Annotated in this window: 10 protein-coding genes; 5 read left to right on the plus strand and 5 right to left on the minus strand. The window is 48.1% G+C overall.

Annotation, left to right across the window (positions count from 1 at the left end; genetic code table 11):
• Positions 1-58 precede the first annotated feature (58 nt).
• The gene (locus tag BRW63_RS18015; protein WP_181314394.1) at positions 59-853 is read right to left on the minus strand and encodes a DALR anticodon-binding domain-containing protein; all 795 of its coding nucleotides are present in this window, start codon (positions 851-853) and stop codon (positions 59-61) included.
• Between the two features lie 470 nt (positions 854-1323).
• On the opposite strand from BRW63_RS18015, the gene BRW63_RS18020 reads away from it, so the two are divergent.
• The gene (locus BRW63_RS18020) at positions 1324-2022 is read left to right on the plus strand and encodes a Crp/Fnr family transcriptional regulator (protein ID WP_073073626.1); all 699 of its coding nucleotides are present in this window, start codon (positions 1324-1326) and stop codon (positions 2020-2022) included.
• 107 nt (positions 2023-2129) lie between these two features.
• On the opposite strand, the gene BRW63_RS18025 is transcribed toward BRW63_RS18020, so the two are convergent.
• The 4 genes from BRW63_RS18025 to BRW63_RS18040 form a co-directional block, all read right to left on the minus strand.
• On the minus strand, positions 2130-3719 hold the full coding sequence (locus BRW63_RS18025) for an NAD(P)H-quinone oxidoreductase subunit 4 (protein ID WP_073073628.1): 1590 nt from the start codon (positions 3717-3719) through the stop codon (positions 2130-2132).
• Between the two features lie 111 nt (positions 3720-3830).
• Positions 3831-5906, minus strand: coding sequence for an NAD(P)H-quinone oxidoreductase subunit 5 (locus tag BRW63_RS18030; RefSeq protein WP_073073629.1), 2076 nt, complete (start codon positions 5904-5906; stop codon positions 3831-3833).
• 295 nt (positions 5907-6201) lie between these two features.
• Positions 6202-6540: a thioredoxin family protein gene (locus BRW63_RS18035; RefSeq protein WP_223257425.1), complete on the minus strand. Its 339-nt coding sequence runs from the start codon at positions 6538-6540 to the stop codon at positions 6202-6204.
• A gap of 42 nt (positions 6541-6582) precedes the next feature.
• Positions 6583-7296: an NnrU family protein gene (locus BRW63_RS18040; protein ID WP_073073633.1), complete on the minus strand. Its 714-nt coding sequence runs from the start codon at positions 7294-7296 to the stop codon at positions 6583-6585.
• 422 nt (positions 7297-7718) lie between these two features.
• Here BRW63_RS18040 and BRW63_RS18045 point away from each other — a divergent pair, with 422 nt between their 5' ends.
• The 4 genes from BRW63_RS18045 (at position 7719) to BRW63_RS18060 (ending at position 12829) form a co-directional block, all read left to right on the plus strand.
• Positions 7719-8255 carry a hypothetical protein gene (locus BRW63_RS18045; RefSeq protein ID WP_073073634.1) on the plus strand — a complete coding sequence of 179 codons (537 nt, stop codon included), beginning with the start codon at positions 7719-7721 and terminating at the stop codon, positions 8253-8255.
• A gap of 336 nt (positions 8256-8591) precedes the next feature.
• On the plus strand, positions 8592-9620 hold the full coding sequence (locus BRW63_RS18050; protein ID WP_073073636.1) for a LysR family transcriptional regulator: 1029 nt from the start codon (positions 8592-8594) through the stop codon (positions 9618-9620).
• A gap of 72 nt (positions 9621-9692) precedes the next feature.
• Positions 9693-11120, plus strand: coding sequence for a serine/threonine-protein kinase (locus BRW63_RS18055; RefSeq protein ID WP_073073638.1), 1428 nt, complete (start codon positions 9693-9695; stop codon positions 11118-11120).
• A 320-nt stretch (positions 11121-11440) separates the two neighbouring features.
• A complete protein-coding gene (locus tag BRW63_RS18060) occupies positions 11441-12829 on the plus strand; it encodes an ABC transporter substrate-binding protein (RefSeq protein WP_073073640.1) in 1389 nt (462 codons plus the stop codon).
• The last annotated feature ends 1 nt before the right edge of the window (position 12830 follow it).

Below are 12830 nucleotides of genomic sequence, written 5' to 3' on the forward strand. Positions count from 1 at the left end.
TCATCCTATTACTACATAAGAATAAGTTATGACGCTCTCATGACATTCCTATGTCGTTTTAAAGAGCAAGCGGTGCCTTGACGTTTAGTCCGACTTCAAGCAAGTGCCTCAATAACCGCTGAGTTGCCATTACTAAACCTAGTCTGCTCTGGGAGCGCTCTAGAGAAGAGGGTGACGCTAACTCAAGGATTCGACAAGCTCTATAAAAGGTTTGAAAGGCGTGACTGAGTGCAAGTGCAGACTTTAGACACGATCGCGGGTTTGTCAACAGATTAGAGAGATTATCGACGATCGTCACCAGTTGAGAAATCAATGCCCGTTCTGCTCGATGCGTGAGGCACAACTGCCCCTGAGGCGTTAACCAGGGAATCGGATCAGGCTTAAGAACCATCCAGAAATCGTCTAGAGCGTCAGTCTCTAAGCGATTTAAAGTCATGACTGGTTCATGGGCAAGACGCAGCAGCGAACAGCAGCGAGCATGGCTATGTTGACAGACAAACAACGGTTCGCTATCTTCTAAGGCTTGAACAAATGGCTTTTTCAGTGAGGTCAAGAGCGGGATTGAGTCGCTTGAGTTGGCTGGCAATGGCGGCTTCATTAGGCACTGTAACCAAACTGACAAGCCACGATCGCCCAACTCAAACTGAAGCAAGCCAGAAGAAAATGCCTTACCCGTAAAATCACTGAGAATACACTGAGCAATCGTTGAATCCTCTTGACAAAAATTTACGCTTTCTTGCTGGAACTCACCTAAAATTTGATACGCTAGTTCTAAAGAATTTCTCCGTAACACTGAGGAAAGCTGGAGGGCGATCGCAGACTGGTAAACAATAGTAAACGTATTATTCTTCACCCTTTTGAGTGGGGTCGATTTCAATAAAAGGCTAACTTTAGAAGAATCAAAATCGTTTTGATTCGTAACCGCAGATACTTTTTTTACAGTAACATCTGCCTGAGGGTAGATTACTTCACAAAGTTTGACCAGTAACAATGTGCGAAACATTGGATAAGTAATCTCAGGTAAGTTACAATTCATGGTATTTACGGTTGATGCTCTGAGACGAGATTAGTTTCGACTGAAAATCCTCAAGTTTTACTAGTGGTATTTACGGTGAGTAAATACAATTACTGAGACTCTGCGAATCGGGAAAATGGGTTTCTGTTTATGGATACATCAGTGAAAATGCCAAGAAGACTATTAAAAGCATATAAATTTCTCTTACCCTGTCTCCATCCTGGTTTGCTTGAGGATTGAGTCAATGTTCCGGTTTCGCTGACTGTTCAGCACTTGTCAAAGTCCTCACATTGTTCTCGACTAAACTTATGTACTCAGTATCTCCCCAACAAAATTCTGAAGCGTCCCGTCCTTTTCTAACCTGGCAACGGATTATCGATTGGGCACAAGAACATTATCGGGTGCGCTCTTTCAGCAAAGATGAAAAAATTCCAACCCGTCCAGGGTTGCTTTACCTGGTTCAAAAAGGTGCTGTTCGATTGGTCGGCACTGCCCAAGTCAATGCAACCAGTGCTACGCGGTTGGCTCGCATCAGTCCAGAGGAAGCCTTCTTGGGCTTTGTGGGCACAGGTCAACCCTTTGAGATTGTGGCACAGTCTCCATTTACTTTGCAGAGCTATGCTCACGTCGATCAAACCTCAGTAGTGTGGATGTATTGGCACGATTTAGACAACTGGCCTCACTTCCGCCGCGAAGTGTTAGATGCATTCCGCTATCAGCACCAGCGTAAACTCCTTTGGTTAAGCACTCTGGGGCAGCGTCGCACGATCGACCGTCTCCTGGGCTTCCTCACCTTGCTGATCGAAGAGTATGGTGAGCCAACCGATGAAGGCTATTGTTTACCCTTTCCGCTCACCCACGCTCAGATTGGCAGCGCGATCGGGTCTACGCGAGTTACGGTAACTCGACTGATGGGCAAACTGCGTCAAAAAGGCATGATTCGCACTCAGGGCGATAATTTGCTCTGCTTGCCCACTGACTCGGTTTTAACCACTGGGAATGCTTAGAAAACAGGGGCACGGCGTGCCATGCCCCTACGGGAATTTATGATCAACAAAGAAGGCAGGAGGTAAATGAATACTTCCTGCCTTCTTTGTTGGGATTTTGTTAAGGTCTAGCGAATGGCTGGTGCCTGAACAGGTTCGCTGAAATTCATTGCAACAGGTTTCTGGCTTTGCTGAAGCGCCAGTGTGGGCACCTGATCTCGAAGCCGAGCGGTTAATTGGATCGTTTTAGAATCGTAGATCTGAGTTAATAGCTTAGGATATAAGCCGATTCCGATGATAGGAATCAGCAAACTAGCGATGATGAAGACCTCACGCGGCTCTGCGTCTACTAAAACTTCGTGAGAAGTCAGTTCTTTGTTTTCAGGTCCGTAGAAGATTTCTCGCAGCATTGAGAGCAGATAAATCGGGGTTAGAATCACGCCGATCGCCGCTAAACAAACAATGATGATGCGGAAAGTAAGGCTATAAGCATCACTGGTTGCGAAGCCTACAAACACCATTAATTCAGCTACAAATCCGCTCATTCCCGGCAGTGCCAGAGACGCGAGAGAACAGGCCGTAAACATCGAGAAAATTTTGGGCATTTGTTTGCCGACTCCGCCCATTTCATCCAGCATTAGGGTGTGAGTGCGATCGTAAGTCGCGCCGACTAAGAAGAATAGACTCGCTCCAATCAAGCCATGAGAAACCATTTGCAGCACCGCACCGCTCAAGCCTAAATCGGTAAATGAAGCGATCCCAATCAGCACAAATCCCATATGAGAGATTGAAGAGTAGGCAATTTTACGCTTCAGATTACGTTGAGCAAAAGAGGTTAGCGCGGCATAAATAATGTTCACAACGCCTAAAACCACCAGGGCTGGGGCAAAGGTTGCATGAGCCGCCGGAAGCATTTCGGCATTCATCCGAATCAGGGCATAACCGCCCATTTTGAGCAAAATTCCCGCCAGCAACATATGAACGGGTGCCGTTGCCTCTCCATGAGCATCAGGAAGCCAGGTGTGTAGGGGAATGATCGGCAACTTGACCGCATAGGCAATTAAGAACGCGGCGTAGATCCAAAGCTGGAAAACCAGGGGATAGTCTTTTGCGGCGAGCGATCGAAAGTCAAACGTCACCTCTCCGCCATAGAATGCCATTGCCAGTCCAGCAACTAAAATAAACAGCGATCCCCCCGCTGTGTAGAGAATAAACTTTGTGGCGGCATAGAGACGCTTTTTCCCGCCCCAAATCGACAGCAAAAAGTAGATCGGAACTAGCTCCAACTCCCATGACAGAAAGAACAGCAGCATATCTTGCACCGCGAACACCGCAATTTGTCCGCCATACATAACCAGCATCAAAAAATAGAACAGCTTTGACTTAAAAGTCACGGGCCAAGCCGCCAAAATTGCCAGCGTAGTGATAAACCCCGTCAAAATAATCAGAGGCATCGATAAACCATCTGCCCCGACTGACCAGTTCAAATCGAGTGGCGGCACCCAAGGGTAGCTCTCAACAAGCTGCAAATCTGGGTTAGAAAAATCGTATTGGGTATAGAACGCATAGACGATCAGGGCAAAGTCGAGCAACCCTACCGTTAAGGCGTACCAGCGAACAGTTTTGCCGTCTTTATCTGGAATGATCGGAATCAAGAGAGAGGCTGCGATCGGAAACAAAATGATCGTGGTCAGCCAGGGAAAATCTGCCGTTAGCATTCTAGTTTTTAAGGTTTAGTGATGACTGGTTCAAGAATTTCGCTAATTGTTCTTTGATATAGGTTGAGGGATCAGCGAACCGTTATCGATCGCCGATCCCTCAATCCGTCTTTAAGTTATGCCAGAGAAGACGACCAAACCCAGCACCGCAACGAAGATAATCAGCGCATAAAATTGGGCGCGACCATTTTCAAGATACTTTAGACCTTCACCCGTCAGCAGTGTAGCCAGACCTGCCAAATTGACCACTCCATCTACCACCTTGGAATCGACTTCTAAAACTTGGCGGGCCAAGCGACGACTGCCCTTGACAAAGAGTTCGTTGTAGATCTCGTCGATATACCACTTGTTCTTTGAGAGCTGATAGAGAGAGGGAATTTTCGCAGCGATCGCGCCAGGGTCAATCTTGTGCCGCAAGTACATTAGCGTGGCGATCGAGATCCCAATCAGCGAAATGCCGACTGAGCTACCTGCCATCACATAAAACTCAGATAGCGTTTCTTGTCCGGCTTCTGCGGCAAGCTGCACGGTCTCACCCGGCGCGTGAATAAACGCCTCAAAATAATTGTGGAATGGGGTGCCAACCAGACCAATCAAGGTTGAAGGAACTGCCAAAATCAACAACGGCAGCGTCATGGTCAGGGGTGATTCGTGAGGGTCATGACCGTGATGATCGTCACTGTGAACCTCCTCCTCGTGAGCAGCTTCCATTGTCAACTCTCTAGGGTCCATCGCTCCGGGACCGAATGCCAACCCCATCGCCTGAAGTTGCTCGTTGCGAATCGTCTGCTTGACTGCGGCATCATTGCCCCGAAACTTGCCTTCAAAGGTCATGAAGTACATTCGGAACATATAAAAGGCGGTGATCCCAGCCGTTAGATAGCCAATCAGCCAAAGCACTGGGTTTGCGGCGAATGTGGCTCCTAAAACCTCGTCTTTAGACCAAAAGCCTGCAAACGGCGGAATTCCAGAAATTGCCAGAGTTCCCACTAAAAAGGTTAGAGAGGTGATCGGCATATACTTTCGCAATCCGCCCATCATTCTCATGTCTTGAGCATAAGCAGCATCATGACCTACGGCGCTTTCCATGCCGTGGATCACAGAGCCAGAACCCAAGAACAGCATAGCTTTGAAGTAAGCGTGAGTCATCAGGTGAAATAAACCCGCACTGTAAGCGCCCACGCCCATTGCCATCACCATATAGCCCAGTTGGGACATGGTGGAGTAGGCCAAGCCTTTCTTGATGTCATTTTGGGTGATGGCGATCGAGGCTCCCAAAAATGCCGTAAACGCTCCCGTCCAGGCAATCACCGTCATTGAAGACGGAATGCCTTCAAACATCGGGAACATTCGAGCAATCAGGAAGACTCCAGCCGCCACCATCGTTGCAGCGTGAATCAGAGCCGAAATGGGGGTCGGACCTTCCATCGCATCAGGAAGCCAGACGTGCAAGGGAAACTGCGCCGATTTTGCGACCGGGCCCAAAAAGACCAAAATTGCGAGTAGGGCGGCGATCGCTCCAGGAATGGCACCAGATGCCACCAGATCTTGGAGCCGCGTTCCGACTACATCAAACTCAAAGCTGCGGGTTGCCCAATAAAGTCCCAAAATGCCGAGCAGTAGACCAAAGTCACCGACTCGGTTTGTGACGAACGCTTTTTGACAGGCATCTGCCGCAGCTTTGCGGTTAAACCAGAAGCCAATCAGCAAATAAGAACACATGCCCACCAGTTCCCAGAAGATGTAAACCTGCACCAGATTTGGACTGATCACCAACCCTAGCATTGAGGAACTAAATAGGCTCAGATACGCATAAAAACGAACATAACCGGGATCATGCGCCATGTAGCCATCGGTGTAGACCATCACCAAAAACGCTACAGTTGTCACGATCACGAGCATTAGCGATGCCAAGGGGTCAATGACATAACCCATTGACAAATGAAAATCTCCGGCGGCTGCCCACTCAAACATCTGAGTGTAGGGTTCGTGCCCGTGGAGTTGGCTCCAAAACAAGGCAAAAGAGAGGGTCATCGCGGCACCCAAAAGCGACACGATGAAAATGGAGTTTGCCTGTCGGAGACGGTTGGTGTCTTTGTTAAATGAGATCAGCCCAAGACCAACAATCATCGCGCCTGCTAGGGGCAAGGCGGGAATTAGCCAGGCATACTGATAAATCGGTTCCATCACTCACGCCTAGTTTAAGGTTCTTTACTATCCAGGGTAGTCAATTTAGGAGAAAATGATAAACCCTTCGCCCAAACTTGTAAGGCTGGGTTATGACTCAAGCCTTTACGGGATAGTATTTCCAATTTGTTTATAGACACATCTACAGGAAGACAGGCAAAAGAGTCGGGTTGTCTTAAGAATCTAAAGCGAATTGAACAGAAAAATCTCTGCCGATCGTCGCAGAGTCCCCATAAAAGAGAAGGGAGATCGCGGGTGATCTCCCTTCTCTTTAAAAAATAGTCATCCAATCGACTCAAGTATTGGCTTGTGTCGGAATGACCTCCTGAAGGACGGTTCGCAACTCTTCACGGTTTTGATAGCTGTCTAGCCGATGTAAAAGCTTACCTCCCTGAAACAGTAAAACAGTTGGCAGGGTGGTAATTCTATAGCTGCTTGCTAATTTTAGATTCTCATCTGCATTGATTCCGATGAGCTTAACCTGCTCACCCGAATCCGATCGCAGTTTTGCTAACGCTGGCTCAATTAAACGACACACGCTGCACCAAGGTGCCCAAAAATGAACGAGGACAGGCGATGAGGATTCCAGAACTTCCTCTACAAATACCTGCTCACCAATGACAGATCGCATCATTGTTTAATTAAATAAGTGTTTACTATTGCTTTGGGATCAATCCTACCAGGCTACACGGCTAGTTGCATCAATTAAAGTTGGGTGCGCCCACCAAAGTAGAAAAATAAATGCGGTGACTCCTAAATAAGAAGGGCGAAAAAATTCCTTCCCCTCAAAAGTTTGACGTTTTTGCAGAATTGCCAAGAAAGGAATCGTTGATGTCCGTTCTTTTGCCGCTTCAAAGGCATCACCATAACGGAGCTGCAACCGCCGATCGCCGTGCCAAACCCCAAATAAATGATGCAGGATTAGTCCGATCGAAGTCACGAGTGTAAAAGTCGTTCCCAACCATAGAGTGTGAGCAACGCACCAAATCACCTGCCCAACCATTTGGGGATGTCGAGTCACGCGAATGATTCCCGACTCATAAAGATGGACTTCGGGCTTTTGAATCGCGGCAATTTCTAAAAGGTTGAACGTCGCCGGATAGAGGAAAAAGAACGAGATCGCCGAGAGAACCCACACGATCGCTTCAACACCCGGAACGCCTTTCACATTCCAGAGCGTTAACCCGTCATAGCGATGATTAAAGAAGTAGATAATCATGGGAACGGCGATGCCCAGGCTAACCACAGCAAACACCACTCGATAGAGGCGGGCACCGATGCGTTTTTCAGCCCAGGGACGCAACGCTGCTAGACCACTGTGGGCGATCGCAAACCCAGCTAGCAGCCCAAAGATAATAAAGTGGCTAGGAGTAAGCCAGTCGTAAAACATGGGAAGACAATAGAAACTAGAGTGCTCACTATCAGCTTACAGGCTGCTTAGAGAGGTTTCGGGCTTCAGGAAATCCTTCGATCTCAGAGATTGGTTGAAAATCGATGGTGCAGAGATTTCCTAGCTCTAAAGAACCTGGCTTTCCAGCCTATTCACTAATCTCGCGATCGCACAATATGAAAGGCTTCCTGCAACTAAGTAGACGTTATATTGCATAATTGCGTAGTTTACGTTCCGCATTACTAGGCAAATGCCCAAAGCAATCCAGCCATATTGATGCAGCTTACTGATTCGTTGTCTGAATCTTGGGTTAAAACCTCCGAGGTTTGCGTAAGTCCTAAAAGTATGGTTTTGGCTTTAATGCGATCGTTCGAGCCAAGTTGAAGCTGTTAAATCGACTGAAACAAAGAGAAAATCTCAAGATGAATAGTAGGTCTGAGGAAAGAACTGACGAGATTGTCAGTCACATGATCCAATATTTAGAATCCGTTCTAGAGAAACCCCACTCAATATTTGGAGGACTGCCCATTTGCCCTTTCGCCAAAAGAGCTAGGCTCCAGAACAAAATCCTCTATCAAGTGCTGCCGCTTCGAGCCGTTGAACTAGCGTTTAACGCTGAACTGATGTACATAATTGAAGAATTTTATACTAAAGATTGCCATGAAGTAATGCTGGTTATCTCCCCAGACGTTGCAGCGTTGAGTGTTAATCAGGTTGCTCAGTTGGTTGCAAATCTCAATGAGAGGCTTGCTCCCTTAAAGCTAGTCGTGTTTGGTGGGCATCCCGCAGATGATTTCAACGTTCAGGGAGTTCGGACGCGGCAAGAACCTTACATCAATTTAACGGTGCAGCCAATTAAAGGGTTGAGGGTTGCCTCCAGGCAGTTGAAAGAAACAAACTACTACCAGAACTGGTCTTTAGAAAATCTACAACACGTTGGGTTTGAGAACCGAGATTAGGATTTCCGCAACCGCATTCTAAATATTCACTTTACCGAAAATTAAAGCGCAACGGATGTCACTCAGGAAAGATCGCGATCGCCCATCCATTAGGGCAACGCCCGCAATTCCTGGTAAATTCAGGAAGTATCTGATTTCCTGCTGTTTCATAAATTCTTCACGTTACGTTTTTGTACGATCTGGGTCACATCTTGCATTTAAGGAGATTCTATAAATCGTAACGGTCTGTGCCGTGTACTGACCGCTTCCACGTTCTCTTGACAGTTTGCTCTCTAATCGTTTGCTTTACTGAGCTAATTTTTACTTGAAGCTCTTACACATTTTAGGTTTAGCCGTATGTCTGACCTTCCGTTTACTTTGGATCAGTTACGCATTCTTAAAGCGATTTCCAGCGAAGGAAGCTTTAAGCGTGCGGCTGATAGCCTCTACGTCTCGCAGCCTGCCGTGAGCTTGCAAGTTCAAAATCTAGAACGGCAGCTAGATGTGCCGCTGTTCGATCGTGGCGGACGACGAGCGCAATTGACCGAAGCTGGACATCTGCTCCTCAATTATGGAGAGAAGATTCTCACCCTCTGTCAAGAAACGTGCCGAGCGTTAGAAGATTTGCAAAACCTTCAGGGTGGCTCTCTGATCGTCGGCGCAAGTCAGACGACCGGAACCTATTTGCTGCCGCGCATGATTGGCATGTTCCGGCAACAATATCCTGACGTAGCCGTGCAGTTGCATGTGCATTCGACGCGGCGCACCTCTTGGAGCGTGGCAAATGGTCAGATTGATCTGGCAATCATCGGCGGCGAGATTTCTCCCGAACTGCAAGATTCCTTAGAGATTATTCCTTACGCGGAGGATGAACTCGCCCTGATTCTACCCACGTTGCATCCGTTAGCGCGAACTGAAGTGATTCAAAAAGATGATTTATATCGGCTGCAATTCATCGCTTTAGATTCTCAATCAACGATCCGCAAGGTGATCGATCAGGTGCTGACTCGCTGTGGAATTGAAACCCGCCGCCTCAAGATTGAGATGGAACTCAACTCGATCGAAGCCATCAAAAATGCAGTGCAAGCCGGGTTAGGCGCGTCTTTTGTGTCGGTTTCAGCGATCGAGAAAGAGTTGCAAATGGGAATGCTGCATCGGGCAAAAATTAACGATGTGGTGGTGAAACGCATGCTGTCAGTGATCATTAACCCAAATCGCTATCGATCAAAGGCTGCTGAGGCGTTTTGTCGAGAGATCTTGCCTCGCTTTACCAATCAGCCCGTGAGTTTTGAGCGCAAACAGGCACCCAACCACGTCGAGCCACAAAACCTGAGAGCGCTGCTGCATGCGTCAAACAATCATCGAGTCACCCCTGAAGTTGAGTAGGAATCTCGAAAAATAGCCTGAGTCGGGTAATCATAGGCTAATTTAGATATTAAATGCCCCTCGATCGTATGTATGCAGCTTTATTGCACCCGTCCGGGTTGCTCAAAACCGACTAATTTCTTCACCGATCTAGATAACCTCACCACGCTAAAAACGATCAAGCAGAAGTTTTGCACAAACTGCGGCATGTCGTTAATTTTAGCTGACCGCTATTTGCCCACAAAACTGCTGGGTCAAGGCGGGTTTGGAGCCGCCTTTTTAGCTCGCGATCGCTACACTCCCGGTTTGCGGCAATGCGTAGTGAAGCAGTTTCAGCCGTCGGGTCGGCTCACGCCTGATCAGTTGCAGATGGCTCAAGATCTGTTTGAGCGGGAGGCAGAAGCACTCGAACAGTTGGGCAGACAGCATTCCCAAATTCCTGATTTGTTTGCCTTTTTTGAACTGTCGATTCCTAGCCCTCATCAAGCGACAGAAGACAAATTCTTTTATCTCGTTCAAGAATTTATTGATGGAGAGACGTTAGAAGAAAGGCTGATCCGTCAAGGCAAATTTTCTGAATCAGAGGTGCTAGAAGTGCTGAAAGAAGCGCTCAAGATTCTGCAATTTGTTCATGAAAACGGCTCGATTCATCGCGATATCAAGCCTTCTAACATCATGTGGAATCTCAATAGACGGCTTTATCTACTCGATTTTGGAGCAGTCAAATACGCCACCAAAGCCGCAGGCGGATCGAAAGTCTCCACGAGTATCTATTCGTTAGGGTTTGCTCCCCCAGAGCAGGTTTCGGGCGATGAAGTCTATCCGTCTACCGATTTGTATGCGTTGGCTGTCACCTGCATTATGCTACTGACTGGCAAGCAGCCCCCAGAGCTTTTTAACGCTTACAACAACTCTTGGAAATGGCAGAGCTATGTGCAGACGAGCCAGCTCCTAGCCGATGTGCTTGATAAAATGCTGCTGCCAGTTCCCGATCAACGATTTCAGTCTGCTACAGACGTGTTGGAGGCTCTCGTCGTTCGTTCACCGCTACCACAGCCGTCGTCTCAGCCATTACCCAGCAGCAATACGTCTCCTCCCCCGCCTGTCTCGGTTTCAGGCTCTCAACCGATTCGTCAACGGGCATCTGTGCAGCCGTTTTCTATTTTAGAACTATTGGGTAATGCGGCATTTACAGGATGTGAGGGGGCATTGTTGGCGATCGCGCTCTTCAGTCTACCGATTCCCTCCCCAATCAGTGCAGGGCTTTGGCTCGTGATTGCCTTGGGCTTAGTCGTGGCTCAGTCTCGCCGCATTATCGAGAAAGTTGATCTGGTAATTTTGGCAGGTATCACGTTCGTCGTGATTGGATTTCTTCCGGTGCTTCACGCAGTGGTTGTAGGGCTGTCTTTAGGAAACGGATTCTTGGCGGTTGCAATCTTGGCGGGTTTTGGGGCACTGAGCGCGATCGCCATTACGGCTTTGTTTCGTCTGATTTACAAACTCCTCACCAACCTTCTTTAGAGTCCGCAAATTCCGCAAACAGTCTTGAGGAATTTACGCATAAGCCCGTGAAGTCGTAGTCTATAAGCATTTAGTTAATGTGAGTTCGACAGAAGTGATTGGCTACGATTGTGAATTCGGGAAGCCCCCTAAATCCCCCATTCCGGGGGACTTTGAACCGGAAATCTTGGCTCAAAGTCCCCCAATTTTGGGGGATTTAGGGGGCTGAAGCCGCTCAAAACGAAACGAAAAGCCTCGTCGAACTCACGTTTAGTTAGCAAGGTTGCGATCGCAGCTAAAAACTCAAGTCATAGCTCGCTTCAAAAGGTGGCATCGGCTGTATGGCTAAACGAAATGAATTGCTCGTGCTGGTCTTGGCGCTCCTGATCACAGGGGCACTTTTATTTATGGGTCTGCATTGGGTAGTCGGACAATTTACACCGCAAAATCAAGGCGTTCAACCTGCACAGATGGCGATCGGCGATCGTATTAGTTCAGGCAATCGAGGACTGATCATCGCCAATGAAAGTCAGGCAAAACAAACTGGAATTGAGGCGTTTGCGGCTAAAGATTTTAATCGGGCGATCGAGCAATTCAAAGTGGCAATGCAAGGCAATCGCAACGATCCTGAAGCCTTGATTTATTTGAATAATGCTCAACTCATGCAGAACGCGCGATCGTCGGTGAAGATTGCAGTCAGCGTCCCGATCGGCAGCAATCTGAATGTGGCGCAAGAAATTTTGCGCGGTGTGGCACAAGCCCAAGATGAGGTTAATCGCCGCAGCAACGAAAAGCCTTTAGAAGTCACGATCGCCAATGATGACAACGATCCTGAAATTGCCAAACAAGTGGCGGCTGAATTTGTCAAAGACGGCAAAATTTTAGCGGTGGTTGGGCACAACGCTAGCGATGCCTCGATCGCGGCGGCTCCCATTTATCAAAAAGGGCAGTTGCCGATGATTACGCCAACCAGTTCGGCAGATACGCTGTCTAACGCGGGTAGCTATATCTATCGGGTCGTGCCTAGCACTCGATATACGGCAGATGTGCTGTCTCGCTATGTGGTTAAACGCCTGAATCAAAAGAGTATTGCGATTTGTTTAGACGCAAAATCTCCTGACAGTCAATCGTTTGCAAACAACTTTATCTCTGCTCTTTCATCCGAGGGCGGTCGGTTTATCAACATTGGGTGCGATTTTTCTGCTCCTGACTTTAACCCTGGCACCGTGATTTCTAAAGCGGTAAGCAGTGGGGCAGAGGGGTTGTTATTATCGCCGCAAGTAGACCGAGCAAATTCTGCGATCGACGTTGCCCGCACCAACCAAGGCAAGCTGCAATTGATGGGCAATCAAACGCTCTACACTATCAACACTCTCAAGCTGGGGCAAGCCGACGCAAATGGGTTACTGTTGCCTGTCGTGTGGCATCCGAGTGCGATCGCAAACAATCCTTTTGCCAACAATGCCTCTAACTATTGGGGCGGGCGAGTCAATTGGCGAACCGCGATGGCGTATGATGCGGTGCAGGCGATTTTGACCGGGTTGAAGCAAAACGAAAGCCGAGACGGACTGCAAAAAGCGTTTTCTAACCCAGAGTTTGCCGCAAAAGGGGCAACGGGCACCATCCAATTTTTGCCGTCGGGTGATCGCAATGGGTCAGCGATTCTCGTCCGGGTTCAGCCCAGTTCTCAAGCTGGAATCGGTTATGATTTTGTCCCCGTCTCTCCGTAAG

This window comes from Phormidesmis priestleyi ULC007 (genome assembly GCF_001895925.1).
In the GTDB taxonomy this organism is placed as follows: Bacteria; Cyanobacteriota; Cyanobacteriia; order Leptolyngbyales; family Leptolyngbyaceae; genus Phormidesmis_A; species Phormidesmis_A priestleyi_A.

Coding starts and splice junctions, on each gene's coding strand:
- BRW63_RS18040 (WP_073073633.1), bottom strand. CDS start 7,296: ATGTTTTACGACTGGCTTACTCCTAGCCACTTTATTATCTTTGGGCTG.
- BRW63_RS18045 (WP_073073634.1), top strand. CDS start 7,719: ATGAATAGTAGGTCTGAGGAAAGAACTGACGAGATTGTCAGTCACATG.
- BRW63_RS18025 (WP_073073628.1), bottom strand. CDS start 3,719: ATGCTAACGGCAGATTTTCCCTGGCTGACCACGATCATTTTGTTTCCG.
- BRW63_RS18020 (WP_073073626.1), top strand. CDS start 1,324: ATGTACTCAGTATCTCCCCAACAAAATTCTGAAGCGTCCCGTCCTTTT.
- BRW63_RS18035 (WP_223257425.1), bottom strand. CDS start 6,540: ATGATGCGATCTGTCATTGGTGAGCAGGTATTTGTAGAGGAAGTTCTG.
- BRW63_RS18030 (WP_073073629.1), bottom strand. CDS start 5,906: ATGGAACCGATTTATCAGTATGCCTGGCTAATTCCCGCCTTGCCCCTA.
- BRW63_RS18060 (WP_073073640.1), top strand. CDS start 11,441: ATGGCTAAACGAAATGAATTGCTCGTGCTGGTCTTGGCGCTCCTGATC.
- BRW63_RS18050 (WP_073073636.1), top strand. CDS start 8,592: ATGTCTGACCTTCCGTTTACTTTGGATCAGTTACGCATTCTTAAAGCG.
- BRW63_RS18055 (WP_073073638.1), top strand. CDS start 9,693: ATGCAGCTTTATTGCACCCGTCCGGGTTGCTCAAAACCGACTAATTTC.